This is a genomic window from Sinisalibacter aestuarii, from assembly GCF_027923545.1.
GTDB classification, from domain to species: Bacteria; Pseudomonadota; Alphaproteobacteria; order Rhodobacterales; family Rhodobacteraceae; genus Sinisalibacter; species Sinisalibacter aestuarii.
Genome location: NZ_BROH01000003.1, coordinates 75300 through 94642, shown reverse-complemented (window position 1 = coordinate 94642; position 19343 = coordinate 75300). Strand labels below are relative to the sequence as shown.

Below are 19343 nucleotides of genomic sequence, written 5' to 3'. Positions count from 1 at the left end.
GCCTCACAGGAGGCCAAGAACATGCCACCAGACCAGGTCGAGCGGCGTGAGCACCAGCAGCGTGAGCGCGAAAAGCGAGAGCGTCATCCGCAGCAGGGCGCCCGAGGGCAGCTTTGCCACCTGCGTCGCCATCACCAGCGGCGGCGCCTGATGCGGCAGGAGCACGTTGGAGAAGGCCAGCACCTGCGTCATCAGCACCGTGGCGAGCGGCAGGCCGGTGGCCACGGCCAGCTCGCCCGCCAGCGGCGTCATGATCGCGGGCACGCTGGGCAGGTTGGTGACCGTGGCGACCAGCGTCGAAATCAGGGCGAGCCCCACCACATTGCCCACCGGACGGTCGGTCGCAAAGCCCGCCTGCTCGCTCATCATCGCCACCAGCGTTTCGCCCAGCCCGGTGGCCGAACTGACCGCGCCCAGCCCCATGATCGCGGCGATGAAAAAGAGCGGGCCATAGCTGATATCTTCGTTCAGCACCGTCTTCGAGGTCAGCCCCGATCCGGGCCAGAGCGCATAAAGCGCGGCGCCGAGCCCGACCCAGGCGGGCGACATGCCGTGCAGCGCGTCGGTGAACCACAACAGCAGCGCCAGCGCCAGCAGTGCGATCAGCCGCCGCTCGCTGGCATTCATCGGCGTCGCGGCGCGGTCGTCCGCCGGAACCGGGGCCGGATCGCGGTCGGGAAAGAGCCACAGGATCAGCCCGACCACCACGCCCGCCTTCAGCGCCCCGAGCACCGGAAAATGCAGCAGCATATAGGTGAAGTATGAAAGATGCTGGCCATATTGCGCCTCGGCCATGCCGGTGAGGATCATGTTGGGCACATTGGCGGGCAGGATGGTGAAGGCGGGCGCGAAGGTGCCGAAGGCGCCGGCCATCAGCATGCCGATGCGCCCCTTGTCGTCGGGGCCATAGCCCATGTGATCGGCCAGCGCGATGATGATCGGCACCAGCATCACCACCCGCCCCATCGACGAGGGCATGATGAAGGCCAGCCCCACCCCGAACAGGACGATGCCCGCAATCACCTGCCAGTAGCGCCGCCCCAGCATCCGCGCCAGCAGCGCCGCCGAGCGCTTGCCGAGCCCGGTATGCTTGATCGCCGCACCGAGGACGAGGCCCGAGAACAGCAGCCAGAAGGTCGAGGAATGGAAGCCGGAAAACACCACCTCGGCGGGGGCGAGATGCAGCAGCATCGCGGCGAGGAAAAAGGCGAAGCCGGTCCAGTATTCCGGCACCAGCGCGGTGGCCCAGAGGCCGATACAGACCACCGTGAGCACCGCCGTGGCCGCCATGCGCGGCTCCATCGCGGTGAAGGCGGCGAGCGCCGTGGCCCCGGTTACCAGCGCCAGCCCCGCGATCTTTGCGAGGCGGCGGCGGTCGTGGCTGCGGGTGGCGGGGCTGGATGGCGCGGTCATGTCGGTGTTGTGGCCGAACCCGGCGCAAATGGCCAGATGCCACCGCCCCGCCCCTGCTCTGCTGAGCGCGAGCGCTTGCACCGCCCCGCCCGCACGCTACAAAGGCCCAATCGGAGACCCGCATGGCAGACCAAGACCCCCTCGTGATCTTCACCCCCTCGGGCAAGCGCGGCCGCGTGGCGCCGGGCACCAGGGTGCTGGACGCCGCCCGCGCGCTCGGCGTCGATCTCGATTCGGTCTGCGGCCGGCGCGGGGTCTGCTCCAAATGCCAGGTCGCGCCCAGCTTCGGCCAGCACGCCAAGCATGGCATCACCGTGGGCGAGGATGCGCTCTCGCCCGTCAACGCCGTCGAAGAGCGCTATGACCGGGTGCGCGGGCTGAAACCGGGCCGCCGGCTTGGCTGCCAGGCCGAGATTCTCGCCGATGTGGTGATCGACGTGCCGCCCGAAAGCCAGGTGCATAAGCAGGTGGTGCGCAAGCGCGCCGAAGTGCGCGACATCGTGCTCGATCCGGCGGTACGGCTGCATTACGTCGAGGTCGCCGAGCCCGACATGCACAAGCCCGAGGGCGATCTGGAGCGGCTGCTGTCGGCGCTCAAGGCCGAAATGGGGCTCGACGCGCTCGATTTCGATTTCGCCCTGCTTCCCGATCTGCAGAAGACGCTGCGCAAGGAAAAATGGGCCGTGACCGCCGCGATCCATACCGATGGGCCAGCCACGGTGATCGCGCTCTGGCCCGGGTTTCACGAGGGGGCCTATGGCCTTGCCGTCGATATCGGCTCCACCACCATCGCGGGCCATCTCACCAACCTCACCACCGGCGAGGTGGTCGCCTCTTCCGGGCTGATGAACCCGCAGATCCGCTATGGCGAAGACGTGATGAGCCGCGTCTCCCACGCGATGATGAACGAGGGCGGCGCGGCGGAGCTCACCGGAGCCGTGCGCGAGGGGCTGAACGGGCTGATCGCCACGCTGGTGGCGGAAGCCGGGATCTCGGCGGGCGAGATCCTCGACAGCGCCTTCGTGATGAACCCGGTGATGCATCACCTGTTCCTCGGGCTCGACCCCTACGAGCTTGGTCAGGCCCCCTTCGCGCTGGCCACCGGCGCGGCGCAGCGGCTCAGCGCCGCCGATCTCGGGCTGACCGCCCTCGCCCCGGCCAGCCGCGCCTATGTGCTGCCGCTGATCGCGGGCCATGTCGGGGCCGATGCCGCCGCTGTGGCGCTCTCGGAAGCGCCGCACAAATCCGACGATCTGGTTCTGGTGGTCGATGTCGGCACCAATGCCGAGATCCTGCTGGGCGACAAGTCGGGCGTGCTGGCCTGTTCCTCGCCCACCGGCCCCGCCTTCGAGGGGGCGCAGATCAGCGCCGGCCAGCGCGCCGCGCCCGGCGCCATCGAGCGGGTCGAGATCGACCCGGCGACGAAAGAGCCGCGCTTTCGGGTGATCGGCTCCGATCTGTGGTCCGACGCGCCGGGCTTTGCCGCCGCCATCGCGGGCACCGGCCTTACCGGCATCTGCGGATCGGGCATCATCGAGGTCATGGCCGAGATGCGCATGGCCGGGATCGTCGACGCCAAGGGCCTGATCGGCACGGCGGAAGAAACCGGCACGCCCCGCTGCATCGCCGACGGGCGCACCCAGTCTTACGTGCTCTGGCAGGGCGACGAGACCACCCCGCGCATCACCGTCACCAATGCCGATATCCGCGCGATCCAGATGGCCAAGGCCGCGCTCTACGCGGGCGCGCGGCTGCTGATGGACAAGCGCGGCGTCGATCATGTGGACCGGGTGGTGCTGGCCGGGGCGTTCGGCGCGCATATCAGCGCCAAACACGCGATGGTGCTGGGGATGATCCCGGATGTGCCGCTCGACAAGGTGGCCTCCGCGGGCAATGCGGCGGGCACCGGTGCGCGGATCGCGCTGCTCAACACCGGCGCGCGCGCCGAGATCGAGCGCGTGGTCCACGAGGTCGAGAAGGTCGAAACCGCCATCGAGCCGCGCTTTCAGGAGCATTTCGTCGCCGCTACCGCGCTGCCCAACGCCGCCGATCCGTTCACCGGCCTGCGCGCCGTGGTGCCGCTGCCCGAGCCGGTCTTCACCGGGGCCGGCGGCGAGGACGGGGCGCGGCGGCGCAGGCGGCGGCGCTGAGCCTCGGGCGGGCTTGAGTTTCACGCCCCCCGCGCTACCCTCGGTTGCATCAGGGAGGCGCGTTCATGGCCCGCAAGATCATCGTCTGCATCGACGGCACCAATAACGAGATCGGCGACCGCGACACGAATATCCTCAAGCTCTACAAGGGGCTGGACAAGAACACCCAGGCCGTGCGCTACATCATGGGTGTGGGCACCAATGACAGCTCGCAGCTTCTCGGCCCGACCCGGCAGGCGATCCTCGGGCTGATCGGGCAGGCTTTCGGCTATGGGCTGGAAGACGATGTGCTCGACGCCTACCGCTATATCTGCCGCGAATACGGCCATGCGGGCGAACGCGACACCAGGCAGGATTACGAGAAAGACCGGATCTATATCGCCGGTTTCTCGCGCGGGGCCTATGGCGCGCGCATCCTTGCCGGATTCATCCACAATTTCGGCCTGCTCACGCCCGACAAGCTGCACCTCGTGGCGCCGGTGTTCCGCGCCTACCGGCGGATCACCGATTCCGATCCCGGCGACGATCCCGCCACGGTCTTCCGTGCCATGCGCGCCTATGCGCAGGCGCTGCGGCCCCAGCCTGCACCGATCCGCGCGCTCCTGCTCTTCGATACGGTCAATTCGATGATCCGCTTCCGCCGGATCGGGCGCAATCTGCTCCGGCACGGCTCGCTGGCCGAGTTCGGCACCCATGCCAGCGTGAACGCCAATGTCTCGGTGCGGATCGTGCTCCATGCGCTGGCCATCGACGAGCGCCGCTCGCTGTTTCGCGCCCAGCTCTGGGACGAGACCGGGCCGGACGCCCACGCCTATTACGGCAACAATTACCGCCACGCGAGCCGGCGGCGCAGCCAGTTCGTCCGCCAGCGCTGGTTTCCCGGCTACCATTCCGATATCGGCGGCAGCGCCCGCGAGGACGAGAGCGGCATTGGCAAGATCACCCTGGTGTGGATGCTCGACGAGCTGGAACGGATGGAGGCGCTGGCCGATGCCGAGGACGAGGCCCATCATGCCCGGCTGATCGCCGGGATCGACGCGCGCGAGGCCAAACGCGCCGCCGAGGGCAAGACAACGCCCCTGCCCCGGCCCGGCTGGATCACCCATGCGCCGGGGCTGAAGATCAAGCAGGGCCACCGGCGCGGCTACTGGGAGGGCCATACCAGCCACCGCACCCCCGGCGGCCATGCCTATGCCGGGCCGGACCCGCTCGCACCGATCCACGATTCGCACTGGCCGCGCGGGCTGCTTGCGCCGCTGCTGTGGCACCTGCTGGAGATCTTCCCGAAATCGCGCGCGCGGCGCGAGCCGGGGCGGCCACGCTGGTATCGCCGCAGCCTTGCCTGGTGGTATCTGCCCCTCAAGGAGCCGCGCCGGATTCCGCGAAACCCCGACAGGCCGGAGTTTCACCGGGTGGATGAGAGCGCCCGCACGCGGTGGGAATATATGCCGCGCTATTGCCCGCCCAACCTGCCGCCCCGGCGCTGAGGCTCAGCCGCGGGCGTAAACGTCTTCGTACCGGACGATATCGTCTTCCCCGAGATAGGCGCCGGTCTGCACCTCGATCAGCACCATCGGCACCTTGCCGGGGTTCTCCATCCGGTGACGCGCGCCGAGCGGGATGAATACGGATTCGTTCTCGCTCACCAGTTTCACATTCTCGTCGATCGTCACCTGCGCCGTGCCCTGCACCACGATCCAGTGCTCCGCCCGGTGGTGGTGCGATTGCAGGCTCAGCGCCGCGCCGGGATGCACGACGATACGCTTGACCTGAAAGCGGTCGCCGAGCGCGAGGCAATCGAACCAGCCCCAGGGCCGGTGATCGCGCGGGAAGGTCTCGGCCTGACCCGCGCCCTTGGCCTTGAGCGCACTCACCACCTGTTTGACATCCTGCGCCCGCGAGGCATCGGCCACCAGCACCGCGTCGGGCATCGCCACGGCGATGATGTTCTCAAGCCCGAGGCCGACGAGTTGCAGCCCCTCGTCTTCCGAGCGCAACAGCGTGTTGGTGCAGTCGATGGCGGTGGTCGGGCCAGAGGTGGCCACGCCGTTTTCGTCCGGCCCCGAAGCGCGCCAGACCGCGTCCCAGCCGCCGAGGTCCGACCAGCCGGCGCCATAGGGCACCACGGCGAGGTTGCCGGCCCGTTCCATCACCGCATAGTCGATAGAGATGCTCTCGGCCCCGGCCCAGGCGCCCGGATCGAGCCGCAGGAAGCCAAGGTCGGGCCTGCCCGCCTCCACCGCCGCGCTGACCGGGGCGATGAGGTCGGGGGCATGGGCGCGGAAGGCATCGAGGATCGCCCGCACCGAGAACAGGAAGATGCCCGCATTCCACAGATGCCGGCCAGAGGCGACGTAATCCTCCGCCGTCGCCGCATCGGGCTTTTCGACGAAGCGCAACAGGTCCATCGCTGCCGGAGCGCTCATGTCGGGCGCCTCGGCCAGTTCGAGATAGCCATAGCCCGTTTCGGCATGGTCGGGGGTGATCCCGAAGGTCACCAGCTTGCCGGCCCGCGCCGCCTCTGCTCCGGTTTCCACTGCCGCACGGAAGGCGGGCGCATCGGGCACCACGTGATCGGAGGGCGCGACGAGCATCAGCCCGTCGGGATCGGTCTTCTCCACCCAGAGGGCGGCGGCGAGCACGGCGGGCGCGGTGTTGCGCCCCTCCGGCTCGATCAGGATCGCACCCGGATCAATGCCGATTCCGGCCAGTTGTTCGGTGACGATGAAACGAAAATCGGAATTGGTCAGCACCAGCGGCGCGGCGTAATCCGGCGCGACGACCCGGCGGGCCGAGGCCTGAAACAGCGTCTCCTCACCCACCAGCGGCACGAATTGCTTCGGGTAGGACTTGCGCGACAAGGGCCATAGCCGGGTGCCGGAGCCGCCGCACAACAAGACAGGGGTAATCATCGGGTGTCTCCCATTCCTTTTGCCCGGGCTATCTCCGGGCCAATTCGTCAAACCAATCCCGGCGCCGTCACGCGCCCCGGAGCCAGCCGCAAACGCACCGGCGCCATCCCTTGCCCCGATTGTGGCCTTCCTGCCCATGCGGTCAAGCCGGCTCACATGGCTCAACTGGCCTGCTACCCCACCTCGCATTGAAATATAAGGAAAATTTCGACCAACAGAACCAATCGCACCGAATTGTTTCCGCCTGCGCGCGGATCGCGGTGCTCCATCTAGGGCGCAAGGCGATAGATACGCAGTCCATTCCCGTCCGAAACCGGGATCTGCCGGTCGAGCGTATAGCCGTTCGGCAGCAGGCAGGCCGCCCAGTCGCAATAGCGCTCCACGCCGGCGAAAACCTGTTCGACGATGACCGGGCGGTGCTGGCTCAGCAACAGGCGGCAATACTCCGGCTCGGTCGGCGGCAGCGGGAAAGAGGCGACGGGGTCGACATGCTGCCACCAGCCAATGCAGATATGTTCGGTATTGGCCACATGGGGCAGCACGCCGATCGGGCTGTGCAACCGCCACTGGAAATACATGCTGGTTGGGGCGAGCACGTCTTCATTGCGCAGGCCGGTCTCGTCCAGGTAGGTCCGCAGCGCGGCAAGCGCCGCTTCCTCCTCGTGCGGGTGACCGAAATCGAGCGCCAGGATGACCGCCGACCAGATCGCGCCGATGGCAGCGAACCCCACAAGAACGGCGCCCGTGGCCCGCGCCCCGCGCTCGGAGGATGGCGCGATCATCCAGCCGGCCACGGCAAGCGTGGCCGCCAGGGCAAGGTAGCCACTGAAAAAATGGAAGTAATGCGCCCAGAACCTGTTGACCGACAGGAAGGCGAACAGCGCGATCACCTGAGCCACCAGCAGGATCAGCAGAAGGCCCGCGCGCCGGTCGGAGCGGAAATAGCGCGGCTGCAACAGCACCAGCGCCAGCACCGCCGCCCAGGCCAGCAGAGTGATGACAGCGCGCGGTTTCAGCGCCGCAATGGCAAGGCTTTTCACGAAGGAGCGCGAACTGAGATCGCTCGCGAGGGTCGCAAGCCCGTCACGAAACGCCTGCACCTGCCCCGTCAGGACGTAACCCAGCAGATTCATCCCAAAGCCGAATGCCGCAATCGCCAGCACCCACAGGAGCGGCACCGCAATCGCCCGGCGGGGCCGGTCACGAAACGGCCCGCCGGCAGCGGCGAAGAGAAAGCCCACCGCCAGCGGCGCGATAAAATAGGGCCGCAGCGATATGCTCGCCGCTGCAAACACGCTGCCGGCAAGCAGCGCCAGCGCCAGAGCAGGCCCCGACAGGCCCGGCCGCCACATCGTCCACAGCATCAACAGCGTCGCGATCAGCGCGAAACTCGCCGCGTCGGGGTTGACCGAAGTAAGGCCCGAGATCTGCAGCACGCCAAGGCAGGCAAAGAGCAAGGCTCCGAAGGCCAATGCCCATCCGCGCCGTGCGACCGGGAGCGCCGACAGATCGGCGATCTTCGGCAGGATCACCACAATCGACAGCGCGCCCAGCACAACGCTCACGAGCGACAGCAGCCGAACCACGGTAATGCTGTCGTCAAACCGGGCCGGGATGGAAAAGGCGATCTGCGCGAAGGGCAGCTTGTCGTGAAAGCCCTGTGTCCAGATCAGCTCACCCGCGAGGAAGCGTTGGCCGAAATAGATCTCGTGGTCGATATCCCAGTCATAGCTGCCATCGCCAAAGGTCACGGCCATGCCGAACACGAAAGCCAGCGCGAGCAGCAGAACCGCGAGACGAAGAGGCAACGGCGCGCGCGCGCCGGGAGGATCGGCCTTCATGCCCCACCCCGCGCTCGCGCCATCCATACGAACCGCGCCGCGATTGCCGCGACGATACAACAGCCGTCCGGACGCATGATCCGCGCCTGCGCGGCGATCGGAGTGGTGGTCAGAAACACGCTTCGTCTGCCGTCCCGTCGCGCCCGGGCACTCGCTCTCACCGCACTCGCTACGTCGTGAAAATGGGCCTTTGCGAGAGTATTCCGCAATAAACCGCGATTGTCACCCACCGTGCGCACCCGGCCCCCGGCAGGCCCCGATATCCGCCTTGACGCAGGCCACGGCCTGACTTATCTGAGGGCCTGCTTCGGCGGGTATGATGTAATGGTAGCCTGTCAGCTTCCCAAGCTGAACGCGCGGGTTCGATTCCCGCTACCCGCTCCAGGTCTTTTCACGACATGAATGGCACGAAAATTGCGCGAAGATCGTGCGGCACCATTCTGTTTCCACGCGATAATTTCGACTAGCCGCCATTCTCGCGAATGAAGGCGACCAGTGCCGCCGTCGAGCCGTCCTTGCCCTCGGTGCCCTCATCACCGGCCACGATCGGCTCGAGCGCGCGGGCCAGCGCCTTGCCCAGCTCCACCCCCCATTGATCGAAGGAGTTGATGCCAAGCACCACCCCCTCGACGAAGACCCGGTGTTCGTAGAGCGCGACGATCTGGCCGAGCACAAAGGGGGTGAGCCGGGGATAGACCAGCGTGGTCGAAGGCCGGTTGCCCGGGAAAACGCGGTGGCGGGCCTGGCGTTCCAGCTCGTCGCCCGCCAGCCCCGTCGCCGCCATCATCTCGCGCGCGGCATCGAGCGGGCGGCCTTTCATCAGCGCCTCGGACTGGGCCAGGCAATTGGCCACCAGCAGGCGGTGCTGATGCGCCAGGTCCGGCTCCTGCCCCTCGGCGCCGACCATGAATTCGCAAGGGACCACCATCGTGCCCTGGTGGATAAGCTGGTAGAAGGCGTGCTGGCCATTGGTGCCCGGCTCGCCCCAGACCACCGGACCGGAGGCGATTTCCAGCGGTGCGCCGTCCATCGCCACGCGCTTGCCGTTGCTCTCCATTTCAAGCTGCTGGAGATAGGCGGGCAGCCGCGCCAGACGCTGCTCGTAAGGCAGCACGGCGCGGGTCGGGTAGCCGCAGATCTGGTGATGCCAGATGCCGGTGAGCGCCAGCATCAGCGGCATGTTCGCCGCACCCTCGGCAGTGCGGAAATGCCGGTCCATCGCATAGCCGCCGGCCAGGAAATCGCGGAAGTTCTTCACCCCGACGGCAATCATCACCCCCAGCCCGATCGGCCCCCAGATCGAGTAGCGTCCGCCCACCCAATCCTCGAAGCCAAACACCCGGCTCGGGTCGATGCCCCAGGCGGCGGTCTTGTCGAGCGCCGAAGAGAGCGCGGCGAAATGGCGCCCCACATTGTCGGTGCCGACGCGGCCCGCCAGCCAGTCGCGGGCGGTGGCGGCGTTGGTCATCGTCTCGATGGTGGTGAAGGTCTTGGAGGCGACGATCACCAGCGTGGTGGCCGGGTCGAGCCCGTCCAGCGTGTCGTGGATATGGGCGCCGTCGACGTTGGAGACGTAATGCAGCCGCGGCCCGTCATGGTAGGGCGCGAGCGCCAGCGTCGCCATCGCCGGGCCGAGATCGGAGCCGCCGATACCGATATTCACCACATCGGTGAAACGCCCGCCGCCGGGCGGACGAATCCGGCCCGAGCGCAGACCCTCGGCAAAATCCTCCATCCGCTTCAGCGTGGCATGGACCTCGGGCAGCACGTCCTGCCCGTCCACCTCCACCGGGTCCGGCCCGGGATTGCGCAAGGCGGTGTGCAGCACCGCCCGGCCCTCGGTTTCGTTGATCTTCTGGCCGGTGAACATCGCCTCGCGCCGCGCCGTCACGCCCGCCTCATCGGCCAGCGCCAGCAGCAGATCGCGCGCGGTGGCGTCGATGCAGGTCTTGGAATAGTCGAACAGCAGCCCGTCGGCACGCAGCGAAAACGCCGCCGCCCGCCCCGGATCGTCGAACAGCGTCTCGATCCTCAGGCCACCCTGCTCATCGCGGTGGTCCTTCAATGCATCCCAGGACATACCCCTACCCCGTCAATCGCCTTCGTTGGTCAGATCAGTCTTTCGCCCAATGCACCGTCAGCCCGTCGAGCACCGCCGCCACCGGGGCGCGCATCGGATCGCCGATATTCTCCGCCTCCAGCAGCGCCGCGCGCTTCTCGTCGCCAAGGATGACGAGGTGCTTGTTCATCGCCCCGTTGATCACCTCGGCCGACAGCGTGACGCGCGGCTCGTCCACCCCCGGCGCGCGCATCGCCACCAGCGCCGGGGCGGTGTCGGAGAGCGCCCTGGCGAGATTGTCGGCGCCGGGAAACAGGCTCGCCGTGTGCATGTCGGCCCCCATGCCGAGCAAAACCATGGTGAGCGGGGTCAGGTTCTGCACCTCGCCGGCGACATCCATCATATCAATCTTCGAGGCGTCGCCGCCGGTGTAATATGGGATGAAATGCGCCGCCGCGGCCTTGTCGACCAGCAGCCGCTCGCGCAGCAGCCGGGCATTGGAGCGCGGATCGTCTTCCGGCACCCAGCGTTCGTCGGTCAGGATCACGTCGACCCGGCTCCAGTCGAGATCGACCGCCGAGAGCACATCGTAGATCGGGCCGGGCGTGGTGCCGCCGGGCACGGCGAGCGAGGCCCGCTCGTGTTGCATCAGCGCCCGGTTCAGCTCGCCCGCGATCAGATCGGTGAGCCGCAGCCACATGATATCGCTGTCTGTGTATTCCTTGAGCTTCATGACGAGAGTTCCCTCCAGCGCCGGCCATCCCTGTGCATCAGGATAAGCGCCTCCTCCGGCCCCGTCGAGCCGGCATCGTAGCGCAGCGGACGGTCTTCGCGCTCCGTCCATTCGCCGATGATCGGATCGGTCCAGGCCCAGGCGGCCTCGACCTCGTCGCCGCGCATGAACAGGGTCTGGTTGCCGCGGATCACGTCCATGATCAGCCGTTCATAGGCGTCGGGCACGTCGCTCGCCTCTTCGCCGAGCGCATCGGCGAAGGTCATGTCAAGCGGCACGTCGATCAGGCGCATCCCGCCCGGCCCCGGCTCCTTGATCGTCACCGTCAGGTCCATCCCCTCGTTCGGCTGCAGGCGGATGCGCAGCTCGTTGGCGCTCTGGCCGGTATCCTCCTCGAAGATCGAATGCGGCGGCTCCTTGAAGCGCACGACGATCTCGGAATGGCGCGCCTTCATCCGCTTGCCGGTGCGCAGGTAGAAGGGCGTGCCGTTCCAGCGCCAGTTGGCCAGGTGCACCTTCATCGCGATGAAGCTCTCGGTGAGGCTGTCGGGGTTTTCCGCATCCTCGACATAAGACGGCGTGCCGTCGCCGGCGCGATACTGGCCGCGCACGATATGCTCGTGCTCCACCGGCTTCAGCGCGCGGATCACCTTGAGCTTTTCGTCGCGCACCGCGTCGGGGTCGAATTTCGAGGGCGGCTCCATCGCGATCAGGCACAGAAGCTGCATCAGATGGTTCTGCACCATATCGCGCATCGCGCCGGACTTGTCGTAATAGGCGCCGCGCCCGCCCACGCCCACCGTTTCGGCCACGGTGATCTGGACATGGTCGATATACTGGTTCTTCCACAAGGGCTCGAACAGCATGTTGCCGAAGCGCACGGCCATGAGGTTCTGCACCGTTTCCTTGCCGAGATAATGGTCGATCCGGTAAATCTGGGTTTCGTGGAAATGCTTCGCCAGCGTCGCGTTCAGCGCCTTCGCGCTTTCGAGATCGTGGCCGAAGGGCTTTTCCACCACGATCCGCGCATCCGCCCCGGCGATCTTGTGCTTGTGCAGCCGCTCGGCCAGCGCGCCGAACAGACTCGGCCCGACCGAGAAGTAGAACGCCTGCACCACGCCCTTGCGCATCCGCCCGGCAAGTTCCGCCCAGCCATCCTTGCCGGTCGCGTCCACCGCGATATAGCCCAGAAGATCGAGGAACCCCTTCACCGCCTTCGGCTCAAGCTTGGCTTTCGGCAGAAATTCCGCCAGCGCCTCGGCCACGAAGGCGCGGTAGCCGTCATCGTCGAATTCGCTGCGCGCCGCGCCGACGATGCTCACGCCCTCGGGCATCTGGCCATCGCGGAAGCGGCGGTAGAGGCCGGGCAGGATCTTGCGCCGGGCAAGGTCTCCGGTGCCTCCGAAAATCACCAGATCGAAGGGATCAACCGGGATGACGCGCGAAACCATATTGGACCTCCATGCCGTGACATTTAGCGCTAACACAACCGTTCGCGCCCGCCTGTTACGCCACGCAACCGGGCAAGTCTAGCATCCACTGGCATCATCACAACCACGCGCGCCTCCACTTGCCCTGTTTTTCTTTGCGCCCGGATGGGTTAGCTCGTTTGTGTAACACATTCATGGATCGCGCGACGATGGACAGGATGATCGAACAGGCCAATGCGGGCAAATTCATCGACCCCGCACGCACCGCCGATGGCGCGCCGCGCGCCACCGTGGCGCTCACCCATCCGAAAACCCTGTGGTTCAACACCGGCACGCTGTGCAACATCACCTGCCTCGGCTGCTATATCGAAAGCTCGCCCAGCAACGACCGGCTCGAATATATCACACTGGACGACATCGCGCCCTATCTCGACGAACTCGCCGCGCTCGGCTGGCCGGTGGACGAGATCGGCTTCACCGGCGGCGAGCCGTTCATGAACCCGCAGATCATCGCGATGATGGAAGCGGCACTCGACCGCGGCTACCGGGTGCTGGTGCTCACCAACGCGATGAAGCTGATGATGCGCCCCCGGCTGCAACAGGGGCTGAAACGGCTGGTGGCGCGATATGGCGACCGGCTGACGCTGCGTGTCTCGCTCGATCATTGGCAGCCGGAGCCGCATGACGAGATTCGCGGGGCCGGCAGCTATGCCGAAACGATCAGGGGCCTGCACTGGCTGCGCGATGAGGGGCTGCGCATCACCATAGCGGGCCGGGCGCTCTGGGGCCTGTCCGATGCCGAGGCGCGGGCGGGCTACGGCGCGTTCTTCGCCCGTCACGGCCTCGCCATCGACGCGAACGACCCCGCCGCCACGGTGATCTTTCCCGAGATGGACGAAAACGCCGAAGTGCCCGAGATCACCACCGCCTGCTGGGGCATCCTCGGCAAGCACCCCGACAGCGTGATGTGCGCCTCCTCGCGCATGGTGGTGAAGCGCAAGGGCCAGCCGGCCTCGGTGCTCGCCTGCACTCTCCTGCCCTATGACGATCAGTTCGAGCTGGGCCGCACGCTGGCCGAAGCCGACCGCCCCGTCGCCCTCAACCACCCCCATTGCGCCAAATTCTGCGTGCTTGGCGGGGCCTCCTGTTCGATCTGAGCCGATGCATCATCACCGCACCATCATTCTCGGCGCCGGAGCCGCCGGGCTGTTCTGCGCCGCCCATGCCGGGCCGGATACGCTGGTCATCGACCATGCCAGGCGGCCGGCCGAAAAGGTGCGCATTTCCGGCGGCGGGCGGTGCAATTTCACCAATCTCGACGTGAGCGCGGAGAATTACCTCAGCGAGAACCCGCATTTCGCCAAATCGGCGCTGGCGCGCTATACGCAATGGGATTTCATCGAACTTGTCTCGCGCCACGGCATCGCCTGGCATGAGAAAACGCTGGGCCAGCTCTTCTGCGACGGCAAGTCCGGCGAGATCATCGACATGCTGCTCGCCGGCATGCGCGCCGCCGGGGCCGGGCTGCGGCTTGAGACCAGCGTTGCCGCCGTCAGCCATGATGGCGCGCGGTTCCGGCTCGACAGCAACCGCGGCCCGCTCTCCTGCGAGCATCTGGTGCTTGCCACCGGCGGCAAGTCGATCCCGAAGATGGGGGCGACCGGCCTGACCTACGATATCGCCCGCCAGTTCGGCCACCGGATCACCGAAACGCGCCCCGCCCTCGTGCCGCTCACCTTCGGCGACCGCTTCGCGCCGCTCGCGGGCGTCTCGCTGCCGGTAATGGCCTCGACCGCGCGGGCGCGCTTTGCCGAGCAGATGCTGTTCACCCATCGCGGCCTCTCCGGCCCGGCGATCCTGCAAATCTCGTCCTACTGGCGCGAGGGCGAGACGATCGGGATCGACCTGCTGCCCGGCTGCGACCTTGCCGCCGAGCTGCGCGCCCGCCGCCAGATCAGCGGCAGGCGGGCGCTCACCACCGAACTGGCCGAGTTGCTCCCGGCCCGGCTGGTGGAGTTTCTCGCCCCCGATCTCGGCCTTGCGGGCAACCTCGCCGACCAGTCCGATGCCCGGCTCGCAGAGATTGCCGGGGCGCTGGCAAACTGGCAGCTTACCCCCACCGGCTCCGAGGGCTACCGCACGGCGGAGGTCACCCTGGGCGGCGTGGCCACGGAGGGGCTTTCGTCGCAGACGATGGAATCGCGCCACCGCCCCGGCCTTTACGTGATCGGCGAGGCGGTGGACGTGACGGGCTGGCTGGGCGGCTACAATTTCCAATGGGCCTGGGCCTCGGCCCATGCCGCCGGGCTGGCCATTGCCGCCCGCAGCGCCGCCCGCTAGTGTCGGCCCGATACAGCGCGGGGGTCGGCCATGAAAATCGCCAGTTTTAACATCAACGGAATCAAGGCCCGCCTGCCGGTGGTGCTCGACTGGCTGAAAGAGGCCGAGCCGGATGTGGCGATCCTGCAGGAGATCAAGACGGTCGACGAAGGCTTCCCCCGCGAGCCCTTTGAAGACCTCGGCTACAACGTTGAAACGCATGGGCAAAAGTCGTTCAACGGGGTGGCGCTGCTGTCGAGGCTGCCGCTGGAAGACGTGGTGCGCGGCCTGCCCGGCGCCGAGGGCGCGGGGCGCGAGGGCGTGGACGATGAAGAGGCGCGCTATATCGAGGCCACGGTGGTGGGCGAGAAGGCCGTGCGGATCTGCGGCCTCTATCTGCCCAACGGCAACCCGGCCCCGGGCGAGAAATACGACTACAAGCTCAAATGGATCGAGCGCCTGAGCGCCCGCGCCGAGGAATTGCTGCGCCTCGAAGAGCCGTTTCTGATGGCCGGCGACTACAACGTGATTCCCCAGGCCGAAGACGCCGCCCGGCCGCAGGACTGGGTGACAGACGCGCTGTTCCTGCCCGAAACCCGCGCCGCCTTCCGCCGCCTCGTCCATCTCGGCCTCACCGAAGCCCTGCGCGCCCGCACCCGGGCGCATGAGCTCTACACCTTCTGGGATTTCCAGCGCGGCGCCTGGCAGCGCAATGACGGCATCCGGATCGACCATTTCCTGCTCTCGCCGCAATGCGCCGATCTGCTGGAAGATTGCCAGATCGACAAGGATCTGCGCGCCCGCGACAAGCCTTCGGACCATGTGCCGATCTGGGTCAAACTCGCAGCGTAGGGCATTCATATGGCGCGTAAAATCATCATAGACACCGACCCCGGACAGGATGATGCCGTGGCGATCCTGCTGGCGCTGGCCAGCCCCGAGATCGAGGTGCTGGGCCTTACCGCCGTGGCCGGCAACGTGCCGCTTGCCCGCACCCAGACCAATGCCCGCATCGTCTGCGAACTGGCGGGGCGGGCGGATATGCGCGTGTTTGCCGGCTGCGATGCGCCGATGCAGCGCCCCCTCGTCACCGCCGAACATGTCCACGGCAAGACCGGCCTCGACGGGCCGGATCTGTGGGAGCCGACCATGCCGCTCCAGCCGCAGCACGGCGTCGATTTCATCATCGACACGCTGCGCGCCGAGCCGCCAGGCACCGTCACCCTCACGCCTCTGGGGCCGCTCACCAATATCGGCACCGCCTTCGCCCGCGCGCCCGACATCGTGGACCGGGTGCAGGAGATCGTGCTGATGGGCGGGGCCTATTTCGAGGTGGGCAACTACACACCCGCCGCCGAGTTCAACATCTATGTCGACCCGGAAGCCGCTGATATCGTGTTCAGATCCGGTGCACCGCTTACCGTGATGCCGCTCGACGTGACGCATAAGGCGCTCGTCACCCGGCCCCGGCTCGATGCCTTCGCCGCGCTCGGCACCCGCACCGGGCGCTTCACCGCCGAGATGCTGGATTTCTTCGAGCGCTTCGACATCGCCAAATACGGCTCCAAGGGCGGGCCACTGCATGACCCGACCACCATCGCCTATCTGCTGCGGCCCGATCTGTTCTCGGGCCGGCATGTAAACGTTGAAATCGAAACCGGCTCCGACCTCACGCGCGGCATGACGGTCGCCGATTGGTGGGGCGTGACGGACCGCGCGCCCAACGCCACCTTCATGGGCGATATCGACGCCGACGGGTTCTTCGCCCTGCTCACCGAGCGGCTCGGGCGGTTGCCGTGACCGCGCTGCATCTCGCCCGGCCCGACGATCTCGAAAAGCTGCTGCCGCTGGTCGCCGCCTATCACGCGACCGAGGGCATCGTGCAGGACGAGGCCAGCCGCCGCGCCGCGCTCATGCCCCTGCTCGACGGCGTGCCGCAGGGCGCGGTCTGGCTCATCGGCCCGCGCGCCGCGCCGCTGGGCTATATCGCCATCGGCACCGGCTGGTCGATCGAGCTGGGCGGGATGGATGCATTCATCGACGAATTCTTCATCCGTGAAAACCTGCGCGGGCGCGGCATCGGCACCGAGGCGCTGAGCGCGCTGGCCCAGGCGCTGAAGGCGCAGGGCGTGGTGGCACTCCACCTCGAAGTGGGCCGCGACAACGCCGCCGCGCGCAGCATCTACCAGCGCCTTGGATTTGCCCCGCGCGACGGGTTCAGCCTGATGACCTGCCGGCTTTGAGGGCCGCGCTCTCTTAACCCGCCCCCGGCTGGACAAACGCCCACGCGATCCCCACCTGTGCTTCATGCGCGCAGATTTCGACAATTCCTATGCCCGGCTGCCTGAGCATTTCTATGCCCGGCTCGATCCCACCCCTGTGGCCAGCCCGGCGCTCGTGGCGCTGAACGAGCCGCTGGCGCGCGAGCTGCGGATCGACCCCGGCAGCCTGAGCGCCGAAGTGATCGCGGGCAATGTGGTGCCCGAGGGCGCCGAGCCGCTGGCGCAGCTTTATGCCGGGCACCAGTTCGGCAATTGGGCGGGCCAGCTTGGCGATGGCCGCGCGATCCTTCTCGGCGAGGTGATCGACGCGCAAGGCAACCGGCGCGATATCCAGCTCAAGGGCGCGGGCCGCACGCCGTTTTCGCGCGGCGGCGACGGGCGGGCCTGGCTCGGCCCGGTGCTGCGCGAATACGTGGTTTCGGAAGCGATGCACGCGCTCGGCCTGCCCACCACACGGGCGCTGGCCGCCGCCGCCACCGGCGAGACGGTGATGCGCGAACGCCCCCTGCCCGGCGCTGTTCTCGCCCGCGTCGCCGCCAGCCATATCCGCGTGGGCACCTTCCAGGCTTTCGTGGCGCGCGACGATATCGAGGCGCTGCAGACCCTGACCGCCCACGCTCTTGCCCGCCATTACCCCGAGGCCCAGGGCGCGCTCGGGCTGCTCACCTCGGTGATCGCGGCGCAGGCGCGGCTCGTTGCCGGCTGGATGAGCGTGGGCTTCATCCACGGCGTGATGAACACCGACAATATGACGATCTCGGGCGAGACCATTGATTACGGCCCCTGCGCCTTCATGGATGCCTATCACGGCGCCACGGTGTTTTCGTCGATCGACCGGATGGGCCGCTACGCCTACCAGAACCAGCCCGATATGGCGATCTGGAACCTTGCCCAGCTCGCCTCGGCGCTGGTGCCGCTGATCGACCCGGATCAGGACCGCGCGGTCGAGATCGCCACCGAGGCGCTGAACGGCTTCGGCGATGCGTTCCGCGCCGAATGGCTGCGCCGCTTCCGCGCCAAGATCGGGCTTGTGCGCGAAGAAGAGGGCGACGAAGCGCTGATCGTCGGGCTGTTGCAGCGGATGTCGACCAGCCGGGCCGATTTTACCAACACCTTCCGGGCGCTGGCCAATACCGGCTATGCCGGACATCTGGTCGACGATGCCGGCGCCTGGGAAAGCTGGACGCCGGACTGGCAGGCGCGGCTCGCCCGCGAACCGGGCGATACCGGGGCGACGATGCGCGCCGCCAACCCCGCCATCATCCCGCGCAACCACCGGGTGGAAGAGATGATCGAGGCCGCCGTAGCCGGCGATTACGCACCGTTCCACCGGCTGCTGGCGGCGCTGGCAACGCCCTACGACGATGGCCCCGACACCGCCGATTATGCCCGCGCGCCGCGCCCCGAAGAGCGGGTGCAGCAAACATTTTGCGGGACATGACCCTGCAATCGGGGCTTAACCTTGCGCCGATGCGGCCCCATATTCGGGGCGGAGCAGGCGGAAACAGATGAAACTGGCAAGCTACAATATCCGCAAGGCCGTGGGCCTCGACCGCCGCCGCGATCCGGCGCGTATCCTCGATGTGGTCAACCATATCGGGGCCGATGTGATCGTGCTGCAGGAGGCCGACCGGCGGCTCGGCCCCCGCCACGCCGCCCTGCCGCGCCAGCTTATCGCCGACCATACCGATTACGAGCCGGTGGCGCTCGCGGTGAATGAGGTGTCGATCGGCTGGCATGGCAATGCGATCCTGGTGAAAAAGGGCACCGAGGTGAGCGATCCGCAGCGGATCACCCTGCCCGGGCTTGAGCCGCGCGGCGCGGTCTCGGCGGTGATCGAGGGGCGGCTCAGGGTTGTCGGCGTGCATCTTGGGCTGCTGCGCCGCAACCGCCACGGCCAGATGCGCTCGATCCGCAAGGCGCTGGAGAGCTGCACCCGGCCCACGGCGGTGCTCGGCGATTTCAACGAATGGTCGCCGCGGGTGGGGTTCGAGGAGTTTCAGGACCATTTCTCGATCCTCGCGCCGGGCAAGAGCTTTCACGCCTCGCGGCCGATGGCGGCGCTCGACCGGGTCGGGCTCAGCCCCGGCCTCGAAGCCCGCACCGGCGGCGTGATCGAAACCCGGCTGTCGCGGGTGGCCTCCGATCACCTGCCCGTCTGGGTGGAACTGGACCTGCCGAAAACGCCGGGCTGAACGCGGGGC

The 19343-nt window shown here is 67.5% G+C and carries 15 protein-coding genes and 1 tRNA gene; 10 read left to right on the top strand and 6 right to left on the bottom strand.

The features are described from left to right. Positions 1 to 3: 3 nt before the first annotated feature. Complete coding sequence (locus tag QMG28_RS07200) at positions 4 to 1413, bottom strand: SLC13 family permease (RefSeq protein WP_281841542.1); 1410 nt, start codon at positions 1411 to 1413, stop codon at positions 4 to 6. A 122-nt stretch (positions 1414 to 1535) separates the two neighbouring features. Here QMG28_RS07200 and QMG28_RS07195 point away from each other — a divergent pair, with 122 nt between their 5' ends. Both QMG28_RS07195 and QMG28_RS07190 read left to right on the top strand, forming a co-directional pair. After that, on the top strand, positions 1536 to 3563 hold the full coding sequence (locus tag QMG28_RS07195) for an ASKHA domain-containing protein (protein ID WP_281841541.1): 2028 nt from the start codon (positions 1536 to 1538) through the stop codon (positions 3561 to 3563). Between the two features lie 65 nt (positions 3564 to 3628). Beyond that, the gene (locus QMG28_RS07190) at positions 3629 to 5050 is read left to right on the top strand and encodes a T6SS phospholipase effector Tle1-like catalytic domain-containing protein (protein ID WP_281841540.1); all 1422 of its coding nucleotides are present in this window, start codon (positions 3629 to 3631) and stop codon (positions 5048 to 5050) included. Positions 5051 to 5053: 3 nt separating this feature from the next. On the opposite strand, the gene QMG28_RS07185 is transcribed toward QMG28_RS07190, so the two are convergent. Next, entirely contained in the window at positions 5054 to 6475 is a 1422-nt protein-coding gene (locus tag QMG28_RS07185; RefSeq protein WP_281841539.1) for a mannose-1-phosphate guanylyltransferase/mannose-6-phosphate isomerase, read from the bottom strand. Positions 6476 to 6744: 269 nt separating this feature from the next. Next, the gene (locus QMG28_RS07180; RefSeq protein ID WP_281841538.1) at positions 6745 to 8316 is read right to left on the bottom strand and encodes a hypothetical protein; all 1572 of its coding nucleotides are present in this window, start codon (positions 8314 to 8316) and stop codon (positions 6745 to 6747) included. Positions 8317 to 8626: 310 nt separating this feature from the next. On the opposite strand from QMG28_RS07180, the gene QMG28_RS07175 reads away from it, so the two are divergent. After that, positions 8627 to 8700: transfer RNA gene (locus tag QMG28_RS07175), tRNA-Gly, on the top strand. Between the two features lie 79 nt (positions 8701 to 8779). On the opposite strand, the gene pgi is transcribed toward QMG28_RS07175, so the two are convergent. Genes pgi through zwf form a run of 3 tightly spaced genes read right to left on the bottom strand, consistent with a single transcriptional unit; the run spans position 8780 to position 12559 of the window. Then, a complete protein-coding gene (pgi, locus tag QMG28_RS07170) occupies positions 8780 to 10396 on the bottom strand; it encodes a glucose-6-phosphate isomerase (protein WP_281841537.1) in 1617 nt (538 codons plus the stop codon). Between the two features lie 34 nt (positions 10397 to 10430). Continuing rightward, positions 10431 to 11108 (bottom strand): 6-phosphogluconolactonase, encoded by a 678-nt coding sequence (gene pgl / locus QMG28_RS07165; RefSeq protein WP_281841536.1) that lies wholly within the window; start codon positions 11106 to 11108, stop codon positions 10431 to 10433. Further along, positions 11105 to 12559 (bottom strand): glucose-6-phosphate dehydrogenase, encoded by a 1455-nt coding sequence (gene zwf, locus QMG28_RS07160; RefSeq protein ID WP_281841535.1) that lies wholly within the window; start codon positions 12557 to 12559, stop codon positions 11105 to 11107. Before zwf ends, pgl begins: the two co-directional genes overlap by 4 nt. Before the next feature lie 173 nt (positions 12560 to 12732). On the opposite strand from zwf, the gene QMG28_RS07155 reads away from it, so the two are divergent. The 7 genes from QMG28_RS07155 to QMG28_RS07125 all read left to right on the top strand — a co-directional run bounded on the left by QMG28_RS07155 (position 12733) and on the right by QMG28_RS07125 (position 19334). Further along, the gene (locus QMG28_RS07155; RefSeq protein ID WP_281841534.1) at positions 12733 to 13695 is read left to right on the top strand and encodes a radical SAM protein; all 963 of its coding nucleotides are present in this window, start codon (positions 12733 to 12735) and stop codon (positions 13693 to 13695) included. A gap of 4 nt (positions 13696 to 13699) precedes the next feature. Further along, a complete protein-coding gene (locus tag QMG28_RS07150; protein WP_281841533.1) occupies positions 13700 to 14878 on the top strand; it encodes a BaiN/RdsA family NAD(P)/FAD-dependent oxidoreductase in 1179 nt (392 codons plus the stop codon). 30 nt (positions 14879 to 14908) lie between these two features. Continuing rightward, positions 14909 to 15709 (top strand): exodeoxyribonuclease III, encoded by an 801-nt coding sequence (gene xth / locus QMG28_RS07145; RefSeq protein ID WP_281841532.1) that lies wholly within the window; start codon positions 14909 to 14911, stop codon positions 15707 to 15709. Between the two features lie 9 nt (positions 15710 to 15718). Beyond that, positions 15719 to 16657 (top strand): nucleoside hydrolase, encoded by a 939-nt coding sequence (locus QMG28_RS07140; RefSeq protein WP_281841531.1) that lies wholly within the window; start codon positions 15719 to 15721, stop codon positions 16655 to 16657. Continuing rightward, the gene (locus QMG28_RS07135; RefSeq protein WP_281841530.1) at positions 16654 to 17100 is read left to right on the top strand and encodes a GNAT family N-acetyltransferase; all 447 of its coding nucleotides are present in this window, start codon (positions 16654 to 16656) and stop codon (positions 17098 to 17100) included. The genes QMG28_RS07140 and QMG28_RS07135 overlap by 4 nt, the downstream gene beginning before the upstream one ends. A gap of 64 nt (positions 17101 to 17164) precedes the next feature. Continuing rightward, the gene (locus QMG28_RS07130) at positions 17165 to 18580 is read left to right on the top strand and encodes a protein adenylyltransferase SelO (protein ID WP_281841529.1); all 1416 of its coding nucleotides are present in this window, start codon (positions 17165 to 17167) and stop codon (positions 18578 to 18580) included. 67 nt (positions 18581 to 18647) lie between these two features. Further along, positions 18648 to 19334 (top strand): endonuclease/exonuclease/phosphatase family protein, encoded by a 687-nt coding sequence (locus tag QMG28_RS07125; protein ID WP_281841528.1) that lies wholly within the window; start codon positions 18648 to 18650, stop codon positions 19332 to 19334. Positions 19335 to 19343: the final 9 nt, after the last annotated feature.